This window comes from Streptomyces sp. NPDC037288 (genome assembly GCF_055603265.1).
In genome coordinates this window covers 52265-77025 of record NZ_JBVJVY010000031.1, presented here as the reverse complement: position 1 = coordinate 77025, position 24761 = coordinate 52265, and the positions used below count along the sequence as shown (strand labels likewise).

Sequence of the window (24761 nt, the reverse complement as noted above, 5' to 3'; positions counted from 1 at the left end):
GTGCGGGTCGGGGCGGGCGTCGTCTCCCCCTGTGGCAGGGGCGCACGCCGGACGGGCGCACAGCAGCGGCCTATTCTTCCACGCCCTCGGCCCGCCGCCAAAATCGGCCGTACGGCTCCCCGTCCGGGTCGGGCTCCCAGCCCAGGATGGAGAGCATCTCGCGGTCCTTCTTGTCGAAGGCCTTCGGGTCGCAGCGCTCGATCAGGTCGGGCCGGTTGGCGGTCGTACGCCGCAGTGCCTCGTCGCGGCGCCAGCGGGCGATCCTGCCGTGGTGGCCGCTGAGCAGCACGTCCGGGATGTCCCGGCCGCGCCAGACGGGCGGCTTGGTGTAGACGGGGCCTTCCAGGAGGCTGGCCATCGCGCCGGGCGCGAAGGAGTCGTCGCGGTGGGACTCGGCGTTGCCGAGGACGCCGGGCAGCAGCCGGGCGACGGCCTCCGTGACGACCAGGACGGCCGCCTCGCCGCCGGCGAGCACGTAGTCGCCGATGGAGATCTCGTAGACGGGCATCCGGGTCGCGTACTCGTCCATCACGCGCCGGTCGATGCCCTCGTAGCGGGCCGGCGTGAAGATCAGCCAGGGGCGCTCGGAGAGTTCGACGGCCAGTTCCTGGGTGAAGGGGCGGCCACTCGGCGTGGGGACGATCAGTGCGGGGGCATGAGCGCCGGACTCGTAGCCGTCGGTGAGGACCGTGTCCAGGGCGTCGCCCCAGGCGTCGGTCTTCATGACCATGCCGGGACCGCCGCCGTACGGGGTGTCGTCCACCGTGCTGTGGCGGTCGTACGTCCACTCCCGCAGGTCGTGCACGTGGACGTTCAGCTGACCACGCGCGCGTGCCTTGCCGACGAGGGAGACGTTCAGGGGTTCCAGGTACTCGGGGAAGATCGTGACGACGTCGAGGCGCATTACGACTCTTCTCCGGAGGCTTCCCGGGCGGACGCGATCTCGGCGCGGTCGTCGATCAGGCCCGGCGGCGGGGCGATGACGGCCTTCTGCTCCTCCAGGTCGATCCCGGTGACGATCTCCTCCACGAAGGGGATCATGACCTCGGTCCCGTCCGGGCGCTCCACGATGAACAGGTCCTGCGAGGGCAGGTGCGAGATCTCGGTGATCCGGCCGACCTCCACGCCGTCCTCGGTGACCACGTCGAGGTCGATGAGCTGGTGGTCGTAGTACTCGTCCTCGCCCTCGGGCAGCTCCTCCGGGTCGATCTCGGCGATCAGGAGGGTGTTGCGCAGGGCCTCGGCCGCGTTGCGGTCGGCGACGCCCTCGAAGCGCAGGAGGAGGCGGCCGCTGTGGACACGCCCCGTCTCGATGGTCAGCGGTCCCGCGGCGGCGGGATCCGTGGCGAGTACGGCGCCGGGCGCGAGCCTGAGTTCCGGCTCGTCGGTACGCACCTCGACGGTCACCTCGCCCTTGATGCCATGGGCACGGCCGATCCGTGCGACTACCAGCTGCACCTGTCCAAATCTCCTGTCATACGACTGCGGGCCGGGGACGGCCCAGTGGCCCTCCCCGGCCCGAGCCGGTTGCGATGAAGCATCAGCGGACGTGATCCACGTCGACCAGGTCGACGCGGACACCGCGACCGCCGATGGCGCCCACGACGGTGCGCAGGGCGCGCGCGGTGCGGCCGTTGCGGCCGATCACCTTGCCGAGGTCGTCCGGGTGGACCCGGACCTCGAGCACGCGCCCGCGACGCAGGTTGCGCGAGGCGACCTGCACATCGTCAGGGTTGTCGACGATGCCCTTCACGAGGTGCTCAAGCGCCTCTTCGAGCATGCTGCTCAGGCCTCGGTCGACTCGGACTCGGCAGCGGCCTCGTCCTTCTTCTCAGCCTTCTTCTTCTGGGTGATCGCCTCACCCTTGCCCTCGTCGTCACCGCCGAGAGCCTCGAACGACGGACGGGCCGGCTTCGGCTCGGCGACGAGCAGCGGCGCGGGAGCCGGCTCGCCCTTGAACTTCTGCCAGTCGCCGGTCTTCTTCAGGATGGCGAGAACGGGCTCGGTCGGCTGCGCGCCGACACCCAGCCAGTACGCCACGCGCTCGGCGTCCACCTCGATGACCGACGGGTTGTAGGTCGGGTGGTACTTGCCGATCTCCTCGATGGCCCGGCCGTCACGGCGGGTACGGGAGTCGGCGACGACGATGCGGTAGTGAGGCGAACGGATCTTGCCCAGACGCTTCAGCTTGATCTTGACTGCCACGGGAGTGGGTTCTCCTGGATTTGACGTGGTTGGGCACGGCGAGCTGCCGCGTGGGGTTGCGGTACCCGAGTGCCCGATGGACGCGTCAGCCGGAGGAGAGAGGGGTCCTGTGCGGCTGTCGAGTACAGCTAGCCATTGTGCCACACCCCGCGGGGCACTTCTGGCCGAGGGTGGGTGAGCCGAGGCCTGGGCATGCCTCAGCGGCACCCGGCGTGGAGGTGAGGTCACGTCGGGTGCGCTGCCCGGTGCTGTGAAGTTGCCGCTCGGCCCCGACCGGCACCCACGAGATGCCGGTGCTCGCGGCCGGCGGTCACGCCGCTCCAGCGACCTCCGGGATTCTGAACGGCTTGCCGCAGCCGCCGCAGACGATGGGGGCCTGGGCCAGGACCGAGGGGACCACGCGGACGTTGCGGCCGCAGTCGCAGACCGCCTTGACACGGACGCCGCCGCCGGAGGATCCGTGCCGGGCGGCCGGACCGCGGAAGGTGCGGGAGGTGTCCGACGAGGTGGCCGCCGTGTGGGCCCGCAGCGCGCGCTGCAGCCGCTCGATGGTCGGGCGGTAGCGTCGCTTGGCCTCGGGGTTGAGCGTGACCAGGGAGAAGCCGCTGCTCGGGTGCGGCTCCTCGGGGTGGTCGAGGCCCAGTTCCTCGGCGATCGCGAGGAAACGGCGGTTGTGGTAGCGGCCGGCGCGGGAGGTGTCGCGGATCCCACGGGCGGCGGCGATGCCGTGGACTGCCTCATGGAGCAGTCGCTCGAAGGAGAGTTCGTGACCGCACGCGGACGACGACTCCCCGATCAGGGACTCTGGCGCGGCGAGGTCCGGCAGCTCGGGGTGGTACCGCTGAATGTCGGCCCACGCCTGCGCCAGCTCTGCGGCGAGAACAGGTGGTGTCTGTGTCGTGCTCACGTAATGACAACGAGCGGGAGCTCGAATGTGTTCCTATTCCGGGTCATCTCAAATAATTTGCACGTACCCGTCAGTTGCCGCTGATGCGGCCGGACGAGGGCGGGTGCGCTGATCTGCGGAGAAGACGCACAGCTCCTACCAAGCTGGTGCGTAGTCCGCCGTACGACGCGGCATGTACGGCCCGGTGCGACTGTGGTCGGCGGTTGCGCAAGAGACGTTTCGGCCGCTCTCCTCGCGATGCCTCACCTCGGTCAGCGTCTGTGACGGCCGTGACGTTACCGCTCGCCGTCCGGCACCCCGGCACCGGCCGCTACCCCGGAAGCGGACACGGTATGACCTTCCAGATGACCAGGATGTGAAATCTCGCCACACCCGCGTCCGGAGCCCAAGCGGAACCCCACACCCCCTGGACGGAGCCGCGAGCCGGGAGTTACCTGACATACGTGGGAAGTGCGCGCGCACGGCAACGGGGGCCACACAACCGGGCACAGCGGCGAACTGTCGGCGGATTGGGGCGCTTACCTATGACACCTACGCTCGTGCGACAGCACGCATCTCACGCGGATTCCGCACCCCGCGTGGACCTGTGCGCACGCGCGCGTGACTGGTCCGAGATCCAGGAGCGGATGCTGGTGCCGCTCTACGAAGCCGTCCACGAACGACTCGAAGTGGGCCCCGCCACCCGGCTGCTGGGCCTGCGCTGCGGTTCCGGGCTCGCCCTGCTGCTGGCGGCGGGCAGAGGTGCCACGGTGACCGGGGTCGACACCTCCCCCGAACGGCTCGCCCTCGCCCGCGCGCGTCTGCTGCCGGGCGCCCCGCGGGGCGGCAGCGGCGGCGTGGCCGCGTACGACGGAAGAGGCCGTCCACGCGCGCGTGCGGCGGCGCGGCTCGTCGACGGCTCGCCCCGTGACGCCACCGGCGCTCAGCCGGCCGCGTACGGCCTGGTGACCGTGTTCGAGCCGATCGGCTGCCTCGCCGACGACTCCGAGGGGCTCGGTGAACTGCTCGCGGACGCACTGCCCCTGGCCGCGACCGGCGCCGCCGTGGTGCTGACCGGCTGGGGCCCGCCGGAGCGCTGCGCCACCTCCTCGGTGCTGCGGGTGGCGACGAAACTGGCCGATCCCCTGCGCAGCGCGCGCAGCTGGCGGCCCGCCCGGCGGGACGACCTGGAGGAGGTCGCCCAGCGGGCGGGGCTGAAGCCGGACGGCTCGGGGCGGGTGGCCTGCCCGTTCGGCTACGCCGATGTCGACAGCGCCGTACGCGGGCTGCTGTCGACCGGCCTGTTCGACGCGGCGACCGCGGCGACCGACGCCAAGCAGGTCGACAAGGAGCTGACGGAGGCCCTGCACCCGCACCGGCGCCCGGACGGGACCGTGTGGATGCCGAACGTCTTCCGCTACCTCGTCGCCCGGGTGCCCTAGACCTCGTCGAGGTCCCTGGTCAGGCGGGTGATCCCGGCGATCCGGTACGCGTCCGCCTCCTCCAGCGTCTCGTTCTCCAGCAGTGCCTGCGTCAGGGCGTCCAACTGGCCGCGGTGGTCGCGCAGTTTGCGGCGGGCCTCCTCGTAGCACTCGTCCACGATCCGCCGCATCTCCGCGTCGATCACGTCAAGGGTCTGCGGCGCGGCGGACAGCCCGTAGGCCTGCTGGGCATCGCTCGGCAGGGCGGACAGACGGCCGACCCGATCGCTCATGCCCCAGCGGGCCACCATCCCGCGCGCGATGTTGGTGACCTGCTCGAGGTCGTTCTCCGCGCCCGTGGTGACCACTCCGTAGACGACCTCTTCCGCCGCCATCCCGCCCAGAGCGCCGATGATGCGGCCGCGCAGGTACTCCTCCGAGTGGGCGTACCGCTCCACCTCCGGCGTGGACATGGTCACGCCCAGAGCCCGGCCGCGCGGCACGATGGTGATCTTGCGGACCGGATCGGCGCCGGGCTGCAGCATGCCCAGGAGGGCGTGGCCGCTCTCGTGGTAGGCGGTGCGGCGGCGGTCCTCCTCGGGCATCACCAGGGTGCGCTCCGCCCCCAGCTGGACCTTTTCCAGCGCCTCGGACAGGTCCGGCCCGGTCACCTTCTGCTGCTTGCGCTTGACCGCGAGCAGAGCGGCCTCGTTGGCGAGATTGGCCAGGTCCGCGCCGGTCATGCCGGGTGTGACGCGGGCCAGCTGGGCCAGGTCGACGTCGGGCGCGAGCGGTATCTCACGGGTGTGGATCCGCAGGATCGCCTCACGGCCGCCGCGGTCCGGCGGGGACACGTTGACCACCCGGTCGAAGCGGCCGGGACGGGTCAGGGCAGGGTCCAGGATGTCCGCGCGGTTGGTCGCGGCGATGACGATCACACCCTCCGAGCCCGAGAAGCCGTCCATCTCCGTGAGGATCTGGTTCAGCGTCTGCTCGCGCTCGTCGTGCCCGCTCATCGACGCGCCCCCGGCGCGCGCCCGGCCGATGGTGTCGATCTCGTCGATGAAGATGATCGACGGCGCCACCTTCCGGGCCTCGGCGAACAGTTCGCGGACGCGGGACGCGCCGACGCCGACGATCATCTCGATGAACTCGGACGCCGAAGCGGAGAAGAACGGCACGCCGGCCTCGCCCGCGACCGCGCGTGCGAGCAGCGTCTTGCCGGTGCCGGGCGGCCCGGCGAGCAGCACACCGCGGGGCAGCTTCGCGCCCATGCCGCGGTAGACGTCGGGGTGCTCCAGGAAGTCGACGACATCGTCCAGCTCGCCCTTGACCTCGTCGATACCGGCCACGTCCGCGAAGGTGGTGCGCTCGGTGCCCGGTCGCAGCCCGACCGGCTTGGGCGGCGCCCGGCGGCCGAACAGGCCACCCGCACCGGGCAGGGCCCCGCCCATCCGCCGCGCGAAGAAGATCCACACCGCGACCAGGATCACGATCGGGATCAGCGAGATCAGCACATTGGACAGCAGGCTGCGCTCCTGCACGACCGGCCGTGCCGTCACCGTGACACCGTGGCTGCTCAGGCTCTGCCAGAGCCTGTCGTCCGCGAAGGCCGGGCGCTGTGTCTTGAACCGGGTGTACTTCCCGCCGCCCTCGGGATCGGCCCGCGCGCTCTTGAGCTGGCCCTGGATCGCGTCGCCCTTGGAATAGATCTTGGCGACGTTGCCGGTGGCGACCTGTCTGCTGAACTCCGTGTACGAGATCGTCGGCTGGTTGCCCTGGCCGAGATAGTTCAGCCCGACATAGGCCAGCAGGAAGACGATCACCGCAGTGACGAGCAGCCCCCACCACTTAGCGCCGCGGATCCTTCCGCCGGTGGGCCGCCGGGGCGACTCATCTGGGTTGCCCTCGGTGCGCCACGGCTGATCAGGAGTCTTGCGCGGTGGCACCGCATCGCTCATATCTGGACGTTACGGCACATGGCGGGCCTCGGCATGCGCTGAGGGCGCCCCCCTCGACCGGGGGACGCCCTCAGCGGCGTACGAGCGGGACTCAGCCCATGAACTTCTTGAACTCGTCCGGCAGCTCGAAGTCCTGGCCGCCCTGCTGCGGCACCCCGAAGGCGTTGCCCTGGGCGGCGGCCTCGCGGCGCTGGGCCTCCTCCAGCTCCTGCTGCTTGCGCTTCATCGGGTTGCCGGAGCGCTGCTTGCCCTTGGCCTTCTTCTGCTGCTTCTTCTGCCGGCCGGGGCCGCCGCCCATGCCCGGGATCCCCGGCATGCCCGGCATCCCGCCGCCCTGCGCCATGCGCGACATCATCTTGCGGGCATCGAAGAACCGCTCGACCAGGTTCTTCACCGCGCTGACCTCGGCACCGGAACCCTTCGCGATACGGGCGCGGCGGGAGCCGTTGATGATCGTCGGGTCCTGGCGCTCGCCCGGGGTCATCGACTTGATGATCGCGGCCATGCGGTCGACGTCCCGCTCGTCGATGTTCTGGATCTGGTCCTTGATCTGGCCCATGCCCGGGAGCATGCCGAGCAGCTTGGAGATGGAGCCCATCTTCCTGACCTGCTCCATCTGGGCCAGGAAGTCGTCCAGGGTGAAGTCCTGGCCCTTCTTGGACGCCAGCTTCGAGGCCATCTTGGCGGCCTCTTCCTGGCTGAAGGTCTTCTCCGCCTGCTCGATCAGGGTGAGCAGGTCACCCATGTCGAGGATGCGGGAGGCCATCCGGTCCGGGTGGAAGGCGTCGAAGTCGTCCAGCTTCTCGCCGTTCGACGCGAACATGATCGGCTTGCCGGTGATCTGCCGGATCGACAGGGCGGCACCACCGCGGGCGTCACCGTCGAGCTTGGAGAGCACCACGCCGTCGAAACCGACGCCGTCGCGGAACGCCTCGGCGGTGTTGACGGCGTCCTGGCCGATCATCGCGTCGACGACGAAGAGGATCTCGTCGGGGCCGACCGCGTCGCGGATGTCCGCGGCCTGCTGCATCATCTCGGCGTCGATACCGAGGCGGCCGGCCGTGTCCACGATCACGATGTCGTGGACCTTGGACCTGGCGAAGTCGATGGAGTCCTTGGCGACCTTCACCGGGTCGCCGACGCCGTTGCCCGGCTCGGGCGCGTAGACGGCGACGCCCGCGCGCTCGGCGACGACGCTGAGCTGGTTGACGGCGTTCGGGCGCTGGAGGTCGGCGGCGACGAGCAGCGGGGAGTGGCCCTGCTCCTTCAGCCAGCGGCCGAGCTTGCCCGCGAGGGTGGTCTTACCGGCACCCTGCAGGCCGGCCAGCATGATCACGGTGGGGGGCTGCTTGGCGAAGCGGAGACGCCGGGTCTCGCCGCCGAGGATGGTCACCAGCTCGTCGTTGACGATCTTCAGGACCTGCTGGGCCGGGTTCAGCGCGCGCGAGACCTCGGCGCCGAGGGCGCGCTCCTTGACGTTCTTGATGAACGTGCGCACGACAGGCAGGGCGACGTCCGCCTCGAGGAGCGCGATGCGGATCTCGCGTGCGGTGGCGTCGATGTCCGCCTCGCTCAAACGCCCCTTGCCGCGCAGATTCTTGAAGGTCGCTGAGAGGCGATCGGAGAGAGTATCGAACACGGCGGCGTCGGTCCTCGGAGTCGGGGGCAGTCTGAGCGTCTTCCAGGGTATCTGGCCGCGCAACCTCTTCGTCCTCGCGCGCCCGCTCGAGTGAGCGCGCGCGGACGGCGAGGCCGCGGGGTCAGGCCCGCAGCGTCTCCTCCAGCACCCTCGCCGTCGACGCGGCGTCCGCCGCCGGCAGTGGCACACCCGTGCCGGTGGTGACGTAGAACGCGTCGACGGCGTTGGAGCCCAGCGTGCTCACGTGCATGCTCCGCACCCGTACCCCCGCCTTCTCCAGGGCCATGCCGATGCGGTGCAGCAGCCCCGGGGCGTCCTGGGCGCGGACCTCGATCACCGTTGCGTGGTGGGAGGCCGCCGGGGCGACCGTCACGCGGGGCGGCGGGGCGACCCAGCCGCGCCGGCGGGGGTAGGCCGCGTCCCGTTCGGCGAGGCGGCCGGCGATGTCCAGGGTGCCGTCCAGGGCGCGGACGAGGTCGGCGCGCAGCCGGGTGGCCTGCGGCAGGGAGCCGTACTCGGCGGCGACGCGCCAGTCGAGCAGCAGGACCGAGCCGTCTTCGACGTCGTCGGGCAGGCTCAGGGCGCGGAGTTCCGCCGTACGGACCGTGAGGCGGTGGACCGCGAGGACGCCGGCGACCGCGGGGAGCACCGCGGGCTGGTCGGGTACGGCGATGAGCAGCTCGACGCCGAGGGGTTCGCCGGAGCCGCCCTCCTCCGCGACCGGTTCCGTCTGGGCGCGCAGCGCGAGGACCGGGCCTCCCGTGCGGTACGCCTCGATCGCCAGTCGTTCCTGCTCGGTCGTGGGCGCGGCGGGCTCCGGCTCGTCGAGGGCGTTCCCGGCGAGCACGGCGCGGACGCGGCGGACCAGGTCGGCGACGAGGGAGCCGCGCCAGGAGGACCAGGCCGCCGGTCCGGTGGCGAGGGCGTCGGCCTCGGTCAGGGCATGCAGCAGTTCCAGGGTGCTCTGGGTGCCGACGGCCTCGGCGACCGAGCGGACCGTGGCCGGGTCGTCCAGGTCGCGGCGGGTGGCGGTCTCGATCAGCAGGAGGTGGTGGCGGACGAGCGTGGAGAGCACGGCCACGTCCGCGCGGTCGAAGCCGATCCGCGCGGCGACGTCCTTGGCGATGATCTCGCCGGCCACCGAGTGGTCGCCGGGCCAGCCCTTGCCGATGTCGTGCAGCAGGGCGGCGACCAGGAGCAGGTCGGGGCGGCTGACGCGGCGGGTCAGTTCCGAGGCGCGGACGGCTGTTTCGATCAGGTGCCGGTCGACCGTCCACAGGTGCACGGCATTGCGCTGCGGGCGGAAACGGACCCGCTCCCAGTCCGGCAGGAGGCGGCTGATCAGGCCCTCCGCCTCCAGTGCCTCCCAGACGTCCACCGTCGGGCGTCCGGAGCCGAGCAGCGTCACCAGCTGCTCGCGGGCCTCGGCGGGCCAGGGCGTGGGCAGGGGGCGTGCGGCGGCGGCCATGCGCCGTACGGCGTGCAGGGAGAGCGGGAGGCCGGCCTGCGCGGCGGCGGCCGCGGCGCGCAGGGGGAGCACGGGATCGCGCTCCGGGCGCGCGGCGCGGGCGAGCACCACCTCGCCGTCCTGCTCCACCACCCCCTCCGCCAGCGGCAACCGCTCCGCGACCGGCTTGCCGCCGCCCAGCATGGCGCGCAGCCGCGGGCGCACGGCGCGCGAACGCAACACGCGCCCCACCTCGCGCCAGGTGACGTCACTGGCGTACGAGATGACCCCCGCCGCCTCGTAGACCTGCCGCAGCAGCGTGTCCGCGTCCAGCAGACCCAGCTGGGCCGCCACCTGGTCCTGTTCCTGCAGCGCGAGCCGGTCGGTCGCGCGCCCGGTGGCCAGATGCAGCGCGTCCCGTACGTCGAGCAGGCGCCGGCGGGCGTCCGCGAGGCCCTCACGCGGGGCGTCGGCGAGCCAGGAGGCGGCGACGGCACGCAGGGCGGTGGCGTCCCTCAGCCCGCCGCGGGCCTCCTTGAGGTCGGGTTCGAGCAGGTACCGCAGCTCGCCCTGGCGTTCGGCGCGCTCGGCGCACAGTTCCTGGAGTTCGGGGAGGCGTTTGGGGGCCTGGTTGCGCCAGTCGGCGAGGACGGCCGTACGCAGTCCGGCGGTGAGGCCGAGGTCGCCGGCGAGATGGCGGGCGTCCAGAAGGCCGAGTTGGACCTTCACATCCTCCGCGGACGTCTTCCGGGCCTCCGCGGGGGTGCGCACGGAGTGGTCGAGGGCGAGGCCGAGGTCCCAGACGGGGTACCAGAGGCGGTCGGCCAGGGCGGCGACCGCGGCCGGGTCGGAGCCGTCGTGCAGCAGCAGGAGGTCGAGGTCGCTGCGCGGGGACAGCTCGCCGCGGCCGTAGCCGCCGACGGCGACCAGGGAGACGCCCCGGAGATCGCGGGCCGACGCGCTGAACAGTCCGGCCAGCCAGTCGTCCGTCAGCTCCGCGAGGGCGGCACGGCGCGGCGGCCCGGACCGCGCCCCCTCGGTGAGGAGGCGCAGCCGGGCCGCCGCGTAACCGCTGGGTCCCGAGTCCTCTGCTTCCGTACGCACGTCCGTTCCCGACACCCAGCGACTCCCGTTCTCACCCGTTGTGGTCAGAGCGCGTCCGGACCGCGCTCGCCGGTGCGGACCCGTACCGCCGTCTCGACCGGCACGGACCAGACCTTGCCGTCGCCGATCTTGCCGGTGCGGGCCGCCTTGACGACGACCTCGATCAGCTGCTCGGCGTCGTCGTCCTCGGCCAGCACCTCGATGCGGATCTTGGGGACGAGGTCGACGGTGTACTCGGCACCGCGGTAGACCTCGGTGTGGCCCCGCTGCCGACCGTAACCGCTGGCCTCGGTGACCGTCAGTCCGTGGACGCCGAAGGCCTGAAGCGCCTCCTTGATCTCGTCGAGCCGGTGGGGCTTGACGACGGCGGTGATGAGCTTCATGCGTCCACCTTCTTGGTCTGCGCGGCGGCCAGGGCCGGGGCGTGGGCGGCGGAGCCGATGACACCGCCGCCGGCACCGCTGAAGTCGTAGGCGGTCTCGGCGTGCTCGGCCTGGTCGATGCCGGAGATCTCCTCGTCCTCGGTGACCCGCATGCCGATCGTCTTGTCCAGCAGGAAGGCGAGGACCGCGGAGACGACCAGGGAGTAGGCGAGGACCGCGCCGACACCGGCGCACTGCTTCCACAGCTGGGTCCAGGTGTGGTCGCCGTAGAAGACGCCCGTGGCGGTGGACTGGCCCTTGCCGGTGGCGAAGAAGCCGATGAGCAGGGAGCCGATGATGCCGCCGACCATGTGGACGCCGACGACGTCGAGGGAGTCGTCGTAGCCGAACCGGAACTTCAGGCCCACGGCCGCGGCGCAGGCGACGCCGGCGATGGCACCGACGGCGATCGCGCCGAGCGGGGAGACCGCGCCACCCGACGGGGTGATGGCGACCAGACCGGCGACCGCGCCGGAGGCGGCGCCCAGCGTGGTGAACGCGCCGTGCCGGATCTTCTCGTAGGCGAGCCAGGCCAGCATGGCGGCGCCGGTGGCGACCTGCGTGTTGACGAACATCAGCGCGCCGACGCCGTCGTCGTTGCCGAGCCAGGAGCCCGCGTTGAAGCCGAACCAGCCGAACCACAGCAGGCCCGCGCCGAGCATGACCAGCGGGAGGCTGTGCGGGCGCATCGGGTCCTTCTTGAAGCCGACGCGCTTGCCGATGACGAGGATGACGCCGAGGGCCGCCGCGCCCGCGTTGATGTGGACCGCCGTACCACCCGCGAAGTCGATCACGCCGAGCTTGAAGGCCCAGCCGTCGGCGCCCCAGACCCAGTGGGCGACCGGGACGTAGACGACCGTGGCCCACAGGGCGACGAAGAGCGACCAGGCCGAGAACTTCACGCGGTCCGCGAGGGCGCCGCTTATCAGGGCCGGGGTGATGATGGCGAACATCATCTGGAAGACCATGAAGACGAAGACCGGGATGGTGTAGCCGGGCCACAGCTCGGTCAGCCCGATCTTGCTGAGGCCGAACCAGTCGGGGTTCCAGCCGATGAGGCTGTTGTGCTCACCGAAGGCGAGGGAGAAGCCGTAGAGCACCCACAGGATGGTGACGATGCCCATGCTGATGAAGCTCATCATCAGCATGTTGAGGGTGCTCTTGACGCGGACCATGCCTCCGTAGAAGAAGGCCAGGCCCGGGGTCATGATCAATACCAGGGCGGAACAGATGAGCATGAAGCCTGTGTTCGCGGCAGACAGCTTGGGTGCCTCCGCGGCAAGCGTGATGGCTGGGGCCATCGGCGTCTCCTCGTCGGTTGGTACGGCCCCGTGCGGGCGGTGCCTGAGCGGTCCGGCGGGTCGGGGGGTGTGGGCCGGTTATGCGCCATGAGACTGGCGCAGCGCGGTTTCGGTGGAAGCCCCTCGTTGTTTCGCCGGGGTGACGAAGGCGCCAGGCGTGTTACGCGTCCATGAACTGCCGGATCTCGGCCGTGCCGATCGTTATCGTGGCGCAACCTCCTGCGGAGGGTTCCTGCGGAGACAGGCCGGCCGCGGCGGGCCTCTCCGATGACCTGGCGCGGGGGAGCCGAGTCGGGCAGTTCGGGAGGACCGGCCGCGGCCGGGGCACGGTGCCGGAGGAGTCAGACCGCTTCGGCGGTCTCCGGCAGGTCGACGGCGAGCTGGTCGGTGAGGTCGACGACGGCGGCGAGATCGCCGTGGTCCCGCACGGCCGTGTCGACCGTCTTTCGAATACGAGTGTTCACACGCTCGGAGCGGACCTTCTTGGCGGTTTCCATGGCCCGGGAGGCGTAGACCGTGCTCTGTTCCGGCTCGCGCCGGAGCAGTTGCACGGTGGCCATGCCGATCAGGTTGAGCGCATACGACCGCTGGTGCTCACCGTCCTTGGCGAACAGCTCCACCGCGCGCTGCATGAGCGGCTCGGCCAGGGAGGCGTAGGCGGGGCTGCGCCCGGCGACGTAGGCGAGGTCGCGGAAGGAGTGGGAGTTCTCGCCGTACAGCTCGGCCTCGGAGAAGAAGCGGATCCAGTCGGGGTCCGGCTCGTCCCACTCGTCGGCCTCCGAGAAGGTGTCCTCGGCCATGCGGACCGCGCGCTTGGTCTTGCCCGGCTGTCCCATGTTGGCGTAGGCGCGGGCCTCCATCGCATACAGCATGGACTGGGTGCGCGGGCTCGCGCAGTCACGGCTGCCGTACTGGGCGAGGTGGATCAGCTCCAGCGCGTCGTCGGGCCGGCCGAGATGGATCATCTGGCGGCTCATGCTGGAGAGGATGTACGAGCCGAGCGGCTTGTCGCCGGCCTCCTTCGCCGCGTGCAGGGCGAGGACGAAGTACTTCTGCGCGGTGGGCTGGAGCCCGACGTCGTACGACATCCAGCCGGCCAGTTCGGCCAGCTCCGCGGCGACCTTGAAGAGCTTGCGGGTGGTGGCCTCCGGCTGGGGTTCCTGGAGCAGGTCGGTGACCTCGTGCAGCTGGCCGACGACCGCCTTGCGGCGCAGACCGCCGCCGCACTGGGCGTCCCACTGCCGGAACATGCGGGTGGTGGACTCCAGCAGGTCCAGCTCGGGCTTGGAGAGCCGGCCGGGCCTGCGGGAGTCGAGGACCGGCTCCGGCTCGGGCGGGACCGGGGAGGCGGGGGTGGGCACGAGCCAGCGCTGCATGGGCTCGATGAGGGACGGCCCGGCGGACAGCGCCAGGGAGGTGCCGAGGAAGCCGCGCCGGGCCAGCATCAGGTCGCTGCGCGAGAACTCGCTGAGCAGGGCGACGGTCTGCGGGGCGGTCCAGGGCAGGTCGACTCCGGACGCGGAGGGGGACTGGCGGGCGGCCCGCAGGCCGAGGTCCTCGATGGAGACCACACAGCCGAAGCGCTCGGAGAACAGATCCGAGAGGATGCGCGGGATCGGCTCCCGCGGATTCTCCCCGTCCAGCCAGCGGCGTACGCGCGAGGTGTCCGTGGAGATGTGGTTGGCGCCCAGCTGGCGGGCCCGGCGGTTCACCTGGCGGGCCAGCTCGCCCTTGGACCAGCCGCTGCGCACGAACCACGAGCCGAGCAGCTCGTTGGGGCGCTTGTCAGCGCTCGCCCCACTACCGCCGTTGCCGCTCACTGGAACGCCCCCATCCCTGAGACCACTTGTCGTCGTTGCGACCCTCGGTCACCCCGGAGGGAGACCGCCGCGCGCCAAGCCCTATCAGAATGCCGGTAAATACGGCTTCCCGTCCGGGGGTTCTCACCCTTCGAACGAGCTGACGACTCGCCTCCGGCATACCCATGGATGCATATGCCTCCCGGACTCGCGCACTCACAGTAATCCTACGATCACCCGCTCAGCCACGGGGATCCCAGAAACGCCACCATTCGCCACCCCTTCGAATGAACTCACGGCCGCTCGCACAGGATTCACTTGACATAGGACCACCGGAAGTGGGCGGAGTGAGGCACGCGGGGGCGCGCAGCTCTCTTTGCGCCACCCCGTTGCGCTTCGAAGCGCCGCCTTGGCCTGGCGCCGACGCGGGAAGGCGGACCCGTAGCGTTACGTTCCGCTTCCGTCTCGTTCCGTGTCGTAACCACCGGCGCGCAGGACCCGTTGGAGGGGGCATGGGCTTCACGATCGGCGGCATTCGCGAGATCCGCTCCGGCACGCGCCGGCGCGGTCGTTCGTCGGAGTGCACCACCGTCGCCGAGTTCACCGGGCTGTGGGGCTGGGACGTGGTGCCGGGCGCGCGGGCCGCGGCGGGCGCCTGCTCGTGCGGGCACCCCGACTGCCCGGCGCCGGGGGCCCATCCGCTGGACTTCGCGCCGCGAGTGCCGGCCGGGGCCACGCTGGACGAGGTGAGCAAGGCCTGGTCCGAGTTCCCGGGCGCCGCGGTGATGCTGCCGGTGGGCCAGGCGTTCGACATCGTGGAGGTCTCCGAGGCCGCCGGCCGCCGCGCCCTGGTCCGCCTGGAGCGCATGGGCCTGCCCCTCGGTCCGGTGACCGCGACCCCGGACGGCCGCGCCCACTTCTTCGTCGCGCCGGGCGCCGCCGCCGAGCTTCCCCGGCTGCTCTACCGCATGGGCTGGGACGACCCCTCGGCCCTGGATCTGCGCGGCCTCGGCGTCGGCTCGTACCTCACGGCGCCGCCCTCCGACCGGGGCGGGCTGGGCCCGGTGCGCTGGCTGCGCCCACCCGCGCTGGACTCGGCGACGCCTCCGGCGGCGCGGTTGCTGCTGGGGACGCTGGCGTATGTGGCGCATCGGTCGCGCACGCGGGCGTAGCCACGTCGGCAAGGCGAAGCGCCCGCCCCCCGGCTGTCCGGGGCGGGCGCTTCTTGTCAGCCAGCGCATGCAGTAACCGCTCAGTCACCGATCAGCGCGTCCACGAACGCCTCCGGCTCGAACGGTGCCAGATCGTCCGCGCCCTCGCCGAGCCCGACCAGCTTCACCGGCACGCCCAGCTCGCGCTGGACGGCGACGACGATGCCGCCCTTGGCCGTACCGTCGAGCTTGGTCAGCACGATGCCGGTGATGTCCACGACCTCGGCGAAGACGCGGGCCTGCACCAGGCCGTTCTGCCCGGTGGTGGCGTCCAGCACCAGCAGCACCTCGTCGAGCGGCGCGTGCTTCTCCACGACCCGCTTGACCTTGCCCAGCTCGTCCATGAGGCCGGTCTTGGTGTGCAGTCGGCCGGCGGTGTCGATGAGGACGACGTCGACCCCCATCTCCTTGCCTTCCTTGACCGCGTCGAAGGCGACGGAGGCGGGGTCGCCGGCCTCCGGCCCGCGCACGGTGTAGGCGCCGACCCGCTCGCCCCACGTCTGCAGCTGGTCGGCGGCGGCGGCGCGGAAGGTGTCGGCGGCGCCGAGGACGACGGTGCGGCCGTCGGCGACGAGCACACGGGCCAGCTTGCCGGTGGTGGTGGTCTTGCCGGTGCCGTTGACGCCGACGACCATCACGATGCCGGGCTTGCGGTCCTCGGGCTCGGTCTTGACCGTGCGGTCGAAGTCGGTGCCGACCAGCTTGAGCAGTTCCTCGCGCAGCAGGCCGCGCAGCTCCTGGGGGGTGCGGGTGCCGAGTACCTTCACGCGTTCGCGCAGCCCCTCGACCAGCTCCTGTGTGGGCTGCACGCCGACGTCGGCGGTGAGCAGGGTGTCCTCGATCTCCTCCCAGGTCTCGTCGTCCAGGTGCTCGCGCGAGAGCAGCGTGAGCAGGCCCTTGCCGAGGGCGTTCTGGGAGCGGGACAGGCGGGCGCGCAGCCGGACCAGCCGGCCCGCGGTGGGCTCCGGGATCTCGATCTCGGGAGCCTCGACGACAGGAGGCTCCTCTACGACGACCGGTGCCGGGCCGGGAAGATCCACCTCTTCGATCGTCCGGCGCGGTTCGTCGCGCGGCGTCTCGGCCTCGTCGCCGACGTGCGGCTCGGCCGGGGGCGCGGTGATGTCGGGCGTCTTCGGGGGCGGCGGGGGCAGCGGCTTCCGGCGCCGGCTGCCCACGACCAGCCCGCCGAGCGCGACGAGCACGACCACGGCGATGACTACAGCAAGGATGACGGTTTCCATAACTCGTCCAGTATCGGCCATGGGCTTCGACGAGAGCCTGTTTGTGGCTTCCTCTGAGAGACAAACGCCACTTAAAGCGAGGAGTCGGAGCAAAGTACGATGGTGGCGGCTCTGTTGACGCGCGTAGAGTCCCGAACGTCCCCTGTCCCCCCACGTCTGGCCCCTTTTTCATGAGCAAAACCGTCGAGACCGAAGGCGCTCTCGAGACCCGTGGCATCGAGCAGGTCCCGGATCACGAGCGCACCGCGAAGACCCGTGAGCTGTTCCCCACCTGGGTCGGCGCCAACATCAGCGTGCTGCTGCTGACCATGGGCGCGAGCCTCGTCGTGGCGTACCACCTGAACATCTGGCAGGCGCTCGTCGTCGCGGTGGCCGCGCCGGTCGTGTCGTACGGCCTGGTCGGGCTGATCGGCATCGCCGGCAAGCGGGGCGGCGCGCCCGGCATGGCACTGTCGCGCGCGGTCTTCGGGCAGCGCGGCAATCTGCTGCCCGGCTCCCTGATCTGGGTCGCCCGCTGGGGCTGGGAGACGATCAACGCGGTCACCGGCGCCTACGCGATGCTCACCATCCTGGACATCCTGTTCGGCCTGAAGGCGAACAGCGTGCTGGACATGGTGATGCTGCTGGTGTTCGTGGTCGCGACCTTCGCGATCTCCGGGCTCGGCATCAACGCGGTGCAGAAGTGCAACAAGTACGCCACGTACCTCTTCGGTGTCTTCTCGGTGCTCGTCCTGGTCTACCTGGTGGCGAACACGGACTGGTCGAAGGTGCTGCACCACGGCGGCGGCTCCACGGCCGCGGTGATCACCGGTGTCGGCATGATCGCGGCCGGTGGCGTCAGCTGGATCCCGACCGCGCCGGACTTCACCCGCTACCTCCCCCGCACGGCGTCCTCGAAGGCGATCGTCGGTACGGCGGTGGGCGGCGCCGGCATCGTCGTCCTGCCCATGGTCCTCATGGGCGCGGTGATGGCGGTCTCCACGCCGGACCTGGCCTCGGCCACCGACCCGGTGTCCTTCCTCGGCGAGATCCTGCCGACGTGGATCGCGGTGCCGTACCTGTTCATCGCGCTGATCGGCATGCTGCTGATCAACTCGATGTCGATGTACTCGGCGGGTTTCACCGCGCAGACCCTCGGCTTCAAGGTGCCGCGGCACTGGGCGGTCTCGGTGAACGCGGTGATCTCGCTGATCTTCGGCGGGGTGCTGATGCTGGTGGCGACGAGCTTCATGGGCTCGTTCATCGCCTTCCTGTCGCTGCTGGCCGTCGCCTTCTCCGCCTGGGTCGGCGTGTTCGGCGCGGACATGCTGCGCCGCACCGAGTACGACGGCGCGGCCATGGCCGACACGACCCGCGCCAGCGCCTACTGGTACCGGGGCGGCTTCTCCCCCGCGGCCGTGGCCGCCTGGGCCGTCGGTCTGGTGTCGGGTCTGATGTTCACGACCTCGGACTGGTTCACCGGCCCGCTCGCGAAGAACAACGTCATCGGCGAGTACGGCCTCGGCTGGGTCGCCACGATCGTGATCTCGGGCGTGCTGTACCTGGCGCTGCCGAAGCCGGCGGTGACCCGGCCGGTGGAGGTCGCCGAGCCGGCGGACGAGCCGGCGGCCGTCACCGTCTGACGGCTCTCGGACCGGCCGGACACCATGGCCATCTGACGCGACGTCAGCTACCGTCCCCCTCCACCGCCCGCCCCGGAGGGGGACTTCCCATGCCCGTCACGGTCGTCCGTTTCAACCTCGTCGCTCCCGGCGCCGCCCCCGCCGCCCTCTCCGCCCGCTACCGGGCCGCCCTGGAGATGGCCGCGTACGCGGACCGGCACGGGATCGGCACCGTGCAGACCGAGGAGCACCACGGCGCCGCCGACAACTGGCTGCCGTCGCCGTTCGCCTTCGCGGGCGCGGTGTTCGGGGCGACCCGGAGCATCGCGGTGACGGTGTCGGCGATGATCGGCCCGCTGCACGAGCCCCTGCGCCTGGCCGAGGAGATCGCCGTACTGGACCTGCTGAGCGGCGGGCGGCTGGTGACGGTGGCCGGGATCGGCTACCGGCCCGAGGAGTACGCCCTGTTCGACGTCGACTTCGGGCGCCGGGGCCGGCTCCAGGACGAACTGCTGGAGACCCTGCTGAAGGCGTGGACCGGCGAGGAGTTCGAACACCGGGGCCGTACGGTACGGCTCACCCCGCGCCCGTTGACCGAACCGCACCCCCTGCTCCTGGTCGGCGGCTCCTCGAAGGCCGCCGCCCGCCGGGCCGCCCGGCTCGGCCTGCCGTTCTTCCCCAGCGCGTATCTGCCGGAGCTGGAGGCGTACTACAAGGAGAGGCTCACCGAGTACGGCACCGGGGGCTGGGTCATGATGCCGGCCGCCGAGACCCCTCTGCTGCACGTCGCCGAGGACCCGGACCGGGCGTGGGCGCACTACGGAGAGCACTTCCTGCACGAGGCCCGGACGTACGCCTCCTGGCAGTCGGGCCGGATGCGCTCGGCGGTGAGGTCGGCGGCCACGACGGTGGAGGAGCTGCGGGCGGAGGGCGTGTACCGCATCCTCACACCGGAGCAGTGCGTGGCCCTGGGCGCCGACAGTCTCGTACTGCATCCGCTGGTGGGCGGGATGCCGGTGGAGGAGGGCTGGCGCAGCCTGCGGTTGTTCGCGGAGCGGGTGCTGCCGGAGGTGGGCGGCTGAGGCGCGAGGCGGCTTCTGGCAGATCCGCTCCGGTGTGCGCGCAACGGATCCGCCCATCGCTCCTGCTACGCCCCTGCCGGCGCAAACCGCCGCCCCCGGACCGGGCAGTGGCCGGTGCGGGGGCGGCGGGTGGTACGAGGAGAGGGGCAGCGGGGTCTTGGGCCCCTACTCCTCGGTCTCGGGGGCTGTCCGTACGGGTCAGCCCATCTCCTCCAGCGACTTGCCCTTCGTCTCCTTGACGAACTTCAGGACGAACGGGATGGAGAGCGCGGCGCAGACGGTGTAGATCACGTAGGTGCCGGAGAGGTTCCAGTCGGCCAGCGACGGGAAGCTCGCGGTGATGGCCCAGTTGGCGATCCACTGCGCGGAGGCGGCCACGCCCAGGGCGGCGGCGCGGATCTTGTTCGGGAACATCTCGCCGAGGAAGACCCAGACCACCACGCCCCAGGACAGGGCGAAGAAGAGGACGAAGATGTGCGCGGCGATCAGGGCCGTCCAGCCCTGGGTGCTCGGGAGCTTGCCGTCGACCAGGTGGTAGCTGAACGCCCACACCTCCAGCGCGAGACCGACGACCATGCCGACCGAGCCGATGAGGGCCAGCGGCTTGCGGCCGACGCGGTCCACGAAGATCATCGCGATCACGGTGCCGATGATGTTGATGATCGACGTCGTGAAGGAGTAGAAGAACGAGTCCGTCGGGTCGACACCGACCGACTGCCACAGCGTCGAGGAGTAGTAGAACGCGACGTTGATGCCGACGAACTGCTGGAAGACCGACAGGCCGATACCGATCCAGACGATCGGCTTGAAGAAGAAGCCGCCGCCGAGCAGGTCCTTGAAGGTGGACTTGTGCTCGCTCTTCATCGCGTGCTCGATCTCGGCGACACGGGCGTCCAGGTCGGCGCTCTTGCCCTCGACCTCGGCGAGGATCTCCTTGGCGCGCTCACGCTTGCCGACGGAGAGCAGGAAGCGCGGGGACTCGGGGATCGCGAAGGAGAGCATGCCGTACAGGACGGCCGGGACGACCATCACACCGAGCATGACCTGCCAGGCCTCCAGGCCCATCAGGTGGCCGCGCTGGTCGCCGCCGGCGGCGTTCAGCAGGCCCCAGTTGACCAGCTGCGAGACGGCGATGCCGACGACGATCGCGGCCTGCTGGAAGGAACCGAGCCGGCCGCGGTAGGCGGGCGGGGCGACCTCGGCGATGTAGGCCGGGCCGATGACGGAGGCCATGCCGATGGCGAAGCCGCCGACGATGCGCCAGAGGGCGAGGTCCCACAGCGCGAAGGGCAGCGCGGAGCCGACGGCGCTGATCGTGAAGAGGACCGCGGCGATCTGCATACAGCGGATACGGCCGATGCGGTCGGCTATGCGGCCCGCCGTGGCGGCGCCGACGGCACAGCCGATCAGGGCGATCGCGATGACCTGGGCGAGGGCCGCGGAGCCGATGTCGTACTTGGTACGGATGGCCTCGACCGCGCCGTTGATCACGGAGCTGTCGTAGCCGAAGAGGAAACCGCCCATGGCGGCGGCCGCCGCGATGAAGATGACGTGCCCGAGATGTTCGGGGTGAGCCGTCCTGGCTCCTGACTGAGGTGCCTGCGCTGTGCTGGTCACGTGGATCTCCTCGGGCCACGGCAACGCTGCCGGGGTGGGGGACGAGCCCTTACAGGTGAGACCTGAAGGTAAAAGCAACGTTGCAGAGACTATGCCTTCAAGTTTCGAAGTCAATACTTCAACGGCTGTGAGTTTTTCGATATAGCCGATCACCCTGTGTTCAGTTCTTGAACACAGGGTGAGGTGATCTTGGAAGTCCGCGCTAACGGAGGCGCTGGGAGATGACCTTCGAGACGCCGTCGCCCTGCATGGAGACGCCGTAGAGCGCGTCGGCGACCTCCATCGTGCGCTTCTGGTGCGTGATCACGATCAGCTGCGAGGCCTCCTGCAGCTCCTGCATGATCCGGATCAGCCGCTGGAGGTTGGTGTCGTCCAGCGCCGCCTCGACCTCGTCCATGACGTAGAAGGGGCTGGGGCGTGCCTTGAAGATCGACACCAGCAGGGCCACGGCCGTCAGCGAGCGCTCGCCACCCGACAGCAGGGAGAGCCGCTTGACCTTCTTGCCCGGCGGTCGCGCCTCGACGTCCACGCCCGTGGTGAGCATGTTGTCGGGGTCGGTGAGCACGAGCCGTCCCTCGCCGCCCGGGAAGAGCCGGCTGAAGACGCCCTCGAACTCGCGGGCGGTGTCCCGGTAGGCCTCGGTGAAGACCTGCTCGACGCGCTCGTCGACCTCCTTCACCACCTGCAGCAGATCGGCGCGGGTCTTCTTCAGGTCCTCCAGCTGCTCGCTGAGGAACTTGTGCCGCTCCTCCAGCGCCGCGAACTCCTCCAGCGCCAGCGGGTTGACCTTGCCCAGCTGCTGGTACGCCCGCTCGGCCGCCTTGAGCCGCTTCTCCTGCTCGGCCCGCACGAAGGGGCGCGGCTGGTTACGGGGGTGGTCCGGGTCGTCCGGGAGTTGCTCGCCGTCGGCGGCGGGCGAGGGCGGCACGGGCTGGTGCGGACCGTACTCCGCCACCAGTCCCGCCGGCTCGACACCCAGCTCCTCCAGCGCCTTGGTCTCCAGCTGCTCGATCCGCAGCCGCTTCTCCGCACCGAGTACCTCGCCCCGGTGCACTGAATCGGTCAACTTGTCGAGTTCGGACTTGAGTTCGCGTCCGGCGGTGCGCGCGGCGGTCAGCTCCTGCTCGCGCTGGGCCTTGGCCGCCTCGGCGGCGGTGCGTTCCCGGTCGGCGCGGGCGAGGGACACCTCGATGTGCGCGAGCAGCTGCCGGGCGCCACAGGCGACGGCCTCGGCGACCGCGGCCTCGTGCCGCAGGCGGGCGCGGCGCTGCTCGGCACGCGCGCGTGCCTCGCGTTCCGCGCGGGCCGCGCGGTCGAGGGAGTCCGCCCGTCCGGCGAGCCCCTTGACCCGTTCCTCGTGGGTACGGGCCTGGAGGCGGGCCTCCATCTCGGTCTGGCGGGCGTTGGCGCCGTCGGCGGCGAGCCGGTCCCGGACGGAGGTGTCCGGCTCCTCCTCGACCGGCATCTCCTCGGCGACGGCCAGCCGCTCGGCCAGTTCCTCGGCCTCCTGTACGGCCTTCTCCAGCGCCTCCTGTGCGCGTGCCGCCGCCGCGGCCGACCGCTCGGCCTCCCCGGCGGCGCCGCGCGCCTGTCCGGCGAGCCGGCCCAGTTGCTGGGCCACGCCTGACTTCTCCCGGTCGGCGGCCCGGCGCCGCTCTCCGAGTTCTTCCACGAGGGCGGCAGCCTCGGTCCGCCGTTCGGCTGCCGCCCGCTGCTCCCGGGCCAGCTCCTCACACCGCACCGCCAGCTCGGCCAGCTCGGCTGCGGCCTCGTCGACGGAGGCCTGAACCTCCAGCAGGCTGGGGGCTCCGGCCGAGCCGCCGTGTGCGAAGTGGGCGCCCAGGAGGTCGCCCTCCGCGGTCACGGCGGTGAGCTCCGGGTGCGCGTAGACGAGGTCCTCGGCGTCCTCGAGGGTGCCGACGACGATGATGCCGGCCAGTAGCCTGCGGACAGCGGGGAGCAGTTCGGCGGGGCCGCGGACGAAACGCTCCGCGGGTCCGGCCGTGCTGGGCAGTCGTTCGTCTGCGGGTTCGCTGCTGCTGGGCGCGCAGTTCCCCGCGCCCCCTTGGGGCGCGTCCCCTGCCAGCAGCAGTGCCGCCCTGCCCCCGTCCTGTTTGCGCAGCAGCCGGATCGCCTCGGCCGCCGCTGCCGGGGTCGACACGGCGATCGCGTCCGCCGCCGCGCCGAAGGCCGCCGCGAGCGGCACTTCGTATCCCGGGGTGACCGTCAGCAGTTCCGCTGCCGGGCCGAGGACCCCGGTGAGGCGGTCGCGGGCGCCGAGCAGTATTCCGGTGCCGTCCTTGCGGCGCAGGCCCAGGGCCAGGGCCTCGTGCCGGGCCTGGGTCGCGGCGCGGGCGCGTTCCGCCCCGGCGGACGCCTCCCGGGCCGCGCTCAGGGCGGACTCGGCCTGCGTCAGCTGCCGCTTGGCCGCGGCGTGCTGCTCGGCCAGGTCCGCGTCGTCCGCGTCCAGGCCGTCGACCTCCGCCTTGAGCGCCTCGTACTCCTCCTGGGCCCGGACGGCACGTTCCTGCGCCTCGTCGCGGGCCGTGGCCAGGCGGTCGATCTCAGCCTGGGCCGAGGCCGCGCGCGAGCGGGCCGCGTTGACCTGGCCGGAGAGGCGGGCCAGGCCCTCGCGGCGGTCGGCGAGGGCGCGGGCGACGTCCTTCAGGCGGCGTTCCTCGACGGCCAGCTCCCGCTCCAGTTCGGCGCGGTGGGCGACGGTGTCGTCGAGGGCGCGCTGGGCCGCCTCCAGGGCCGCCTCCAGCTCGGCCTCCTGCTCACGGATGCGGGCGGCCTCGCGCTCCAGGTCCTCGGGGTCGCGGCCGCGCCGCTCCTCGGGGGGCGCGGAGGTGGCGCTCTTCACCCGGGCGTCGGCCAGCGAGACGGTGCCGCGGACGCGTTCGGCCAGCTGGGAGAGCTCGTACCAGGTCTGCTGGGCGCGCTGCAGGCGCGGCGTGAGCTGCCGTACCTCGTCCTCCAGCAGGGCCTCGCGGTGCAGGGCCTTCTTCAGCTCCTGCTCGGCCGTCTCCTTGCGCTCCTTCAGGGCCGCCTCGTCGGCGATCTCGGCCCTGAGGGCTTCGCGCAGGCGCACCAGGTCGTCGGCGAGCAGGCGCAGCCGGGCATCCCGCAGGTCCGCCTGGATGACCGCGGCCCTGCGCGCCACCGCCGCCTGCCGGCCCAGCGGCTTCAGCTGGCGGCGCAGCTCGTCCGTCAGGTCCTGCACGCGCGCGAGGTTGGCCTGCATCGCGTCCAGCTTGCGCAGCGCCTTCTCCTTGCGCTTGCGGTGCTTCAGGACGCCCGCGGCTTCTTCGATGAAGGCGCGGCGGCCCATCGGGTCCGCGTGCAGGACGGAGTCCAGCTGGCCCTGGCCGACGATGACGTGCATCTCGCGGCCGATGCCGGAGTCGGAGAGGAGTTCCTGGATGTCGAGGAGGCGGCAGGTGTCGCCGTTGATCTGGTACTCGCTGCCGCCGTTGCGGAACATGATCCGCGTGATGGTGACCTCGGCGTACTCGATGGGCAGCGCGCCGTCGGAGTTGTCGATGGTCAGGGACACCTCGGCGCGGCCCAGCGGCGGGCGGCCGGTGGTGCCGGCGAAGATGACGTCCTCCATCTTGCCGCCGCGCAACGACTTGGCGCCCTGCTCGCCCATGACCCAGCTGAGCGCGTCCACGACGTTGGACTTGCCCGAGCCGTTCGGTCCGACGACGCACGTGATGCCCGGTTCGAACCGGAGCGTGGTCGCCGAGGCGAACGACTTGAACCCGCGGAGGGTCAGGGCCTTGAGGTGCACGCCGCTGGACTCTACCGGGCGCCGCTATCTC

General features: G+C 71.3%; 18 protein-coding genes. 4 read left to right on the top strand and 14 right to left on the bottom strand.

Translation table 11 applies throughout. From position 1 onward, the window contains the following. Positions 1-70: 70 nt before the first annotated feature. The 5 genes from trmD to ACZ7GZ_RS29410 all read right to left on the bottom strand — a co-directional run bounded on the left by trmD (position 71) and on the right by ACZ7GZ_RS29410 (position 3112). The gene (trmD, locus tag ACZ7GZ_RS29430) at positions 71-904 is read right to left on the bottom strand and encodes a tRNA (guanosine(37)-N1)-methyltransferase TrmD (RefSeq protein ID WP_471028777.1); all 834 of its coding nucleotides are present in this window, start codon (positions 902-904) and stop codon (positions 71-73) included. Then, complete coding sequence (gene rimM / locus ACZ7GZ_RS29425) at positions 904-1458, bottom strand: ribosome maturation factor RimM (RefSeq protein ID WP_471028775.1); 555 nt, start codon at positions 1456-1458, stop codon at positions 904-906. The genes trmD and rimM overlap by 1 nt, the downstream gene beginning before the upstream one ends. Positions 1459-1540: 82 nt before the next feature. Then, a complete protein-coding gene (locus tag ACZ7GZ_RS29420) occupies positions 1541-1780 on the bottom strand; it encodes an RNA-binding protein (protein ID WP_003973401.1) in 240 nt (79 codons plus the stop codon). A gap of 5 nt (positions 1781-1785) precedes the next feature. Next, entirely contained in the window at positions 1786-2205 is a 420-nt protein-coding gene (gene rpsP / locus ACZ7GZ_RS29415; protein WP_030785131.1) for a 30S ribosomal protein S16, read from the bottom strand. 310 nt (positions 2206-2515) lie between these two features. Further along, positions 2516-3112: a hypothetical protein gene (locus ACZ7GZ_RS29410; protein WP_351024471.1), complete on the bottom strand. Its 597-nt coding sequence runs from the start codon at positions 3110-3112 to the stop codon at positions 2516-2518. Between the two features lie 578 nt (positions 3113-3690). Between ACZ7GZ_RS29410 and ACZ7GZ_RS29405 the strand changes: the two genes are divergently transcribed. Further along, the gene (locus ACZ7GZ_RS29405) at positions 3691-4533 is read left to right on the top strand and encodes a class I SAM-dependent methyltransferase (RefSeq protein ID WP_471028774.1); all 843 of its coding nucleotides are present in this window, start codon (positions 3691-3693) and stop codon (positions 4531-4533) included. Here ACZ7GZ_RS29405 and ftsH read toward each other — a convergent pair. From ftsH to nsdA, 6 genes are all read right to left on the bottom strand, one after another. Continuing rightward, positions 4530-6473 (bottom strand): ATP-dependent zinc metalloprotease FtsH, encoded by a 1944-nt coding sequence (gene ftsH / locus ACZ7GZ_RS29400; RefSeq protein ID WP_471028773.1) that lies wholly within the window; start codon positions 6471-6473, stop codon positions 4530-4532. The two genes, ACZ7GZ_RS29405 and ftsH, sit on opposite strands and share 4 nt — an antisense overlap. Positions 6474-6564: 91 nt before the next feature. Next, the gene (ffh, locus tag ACZ7GZ_RS29395) at positions 6565-8112 is read right to left on the bottom strand and encodes a signal recognition particle protein (RefSeq protein WP_471028771.1); all 1548 of its coding nucleotides are present in this window, start codon (positions 8110-8112) and stop codon (positions 6565-6567) included. 121 nt (positions 8113-8233) lie between these two features. Then, positions 8234-10678: a [protein-PII] uridylyltransferase gene (locus tag ACZ7GZ_RS29390; protein ID WP_471028770.1), complete on the bottom strand. Its 2445-nt coding sequence runs from the start codon at positions 10676-10678 to the stop codon at positions 8234-8236. A 29-nt stretch (positions 10679-10707) separates the two neighbouring features. Continuing rightward, positions 10708-11046, bottom strand: a complete 339-nt coding sequence (locus ACZ7GZ_RS29385; protein WP_471028768.1) for a P-II family nitrogen regulator — start codon at positions 11044-11046, stop codon at positions 10708-10710. Then, positions 11043-12386, bottom strand: a complete 1344-nt coding sequence (locus tag ACZ7GZ_RS29380) for an ammonium transporter (RefSeq protein ID WP_471028766.1) — start codon at positions 12384-12386, stop codon at positions 11043-11045. The genes ACZ7GZ_RS29385 and ACZ7GZ_RS29380 overlap by 4 nt, the downstream gene beginning before the upstream one ends. Before the next feature lie 341 nt (positions 12387-12727). Further along, positions 12728-14206, bottom strand: coding sequence for a transcriptional repressor NsdA (gene nsdA, locus ACZ7GZ_RS29375; RefSeq protein ID WP_471028765.1), 1479 nt, complete (start codon positions 14204-14206; stop codon positions 12728-12730). 491 nt (positions 14207-14697) lie between these two features. On the opposite strand from nsdA, the gene ACZ7GZ_RS29370 reads away from it, so the two are divergent. Beyond that, positions 14698-15357 carry a bifunctional DNA primase/polymerase gene (locus tag ACZ7GZ_RS29370; protein WP_471028763.1) on the top strand — a complete coding sequence of 220 codons (660 nt, stop codon included), beginning with the start codon at positions 14698-14700 and terminating at the stop codon, positions 15355-15357. Between the two features lie 80 nt (positions 15358-15437). Here ACZ7GZ_RS29370 and ftsY read toward each other — a convergent pair whose 3' ends face one another. Next, positions 15438-16637 carry a signal recognition particle-docking protein FtsY gene (gene ftsY / locus ACZ7GZ_RS29365; protein ID WP_471028762.1) on the bottom strand — a complete coding sequence of 400 codons (1200 nt, stop codon included), beginning with the start codon at positions 16635-16637 and terminating at the stop codon, positions 15438-15440. A 170-nt stretch (positions 16638-16807) separates the two neighbouring features. Between ftsY and ACZ7GZ_RS29360 the strand changes: the two genes are divergently transcribed. Continuing rightward, positions 16808-18259 carry a cytosine permease gene (locus ACZ7GZ_RS29360; RefSeq protein WP_471028760.1) on the top strand — a complete coding sequence of 484 codons (1452 nt, stop codon included), beginning with the start codon at positions 16808-16810 and terminating at the stop codon, positions 18257-18259. Positions 18260-18348: 89 nt separating this feature from the next. Continuing rightward, positions 18349-19320, top strand: coding sequence for an LLM class flavin-dependent oxidoreductase (locus ACZ7GZ_RS29355; protein WP_471028759.1), 972 nt, complete (start codon positions 18349-18351; stop codon positions 19318-19320). 198 nt (positions 19321-19518) lie between these two features. Here ACZ7GZ_RS29355 and ACZ7GZ_RS29350 read toward each other — a convergent pair whose 3' ends face one another. Further along, positions 19519-20937: a sugar porter family MFS transporter gene (locus tag ACZ7GZ_RS29350; protein ID WP_471028757.1), complete on the bottom strand. Its 1419-nt coding sequence runs from the start codon at positions 20935-20937 to the stop codon at positions 19519-19521. Positions 20938-21139: 202 nt separating this feature from the next. Beyond that, positions 21140-24730 (bottom strand): chromosome segregation protein SMC, encoded by a 3591-nt coding sequence (smc, locus tag ACZ7GZ_RS29345; RefSeq protein ID WP_471028755.1) that lies wholly within the window; start codon positions 24728-24730, stop codon positions 21140-21142. Between the last annotated feature and the right edge of the window lie 31 nt (positions 24731-24761).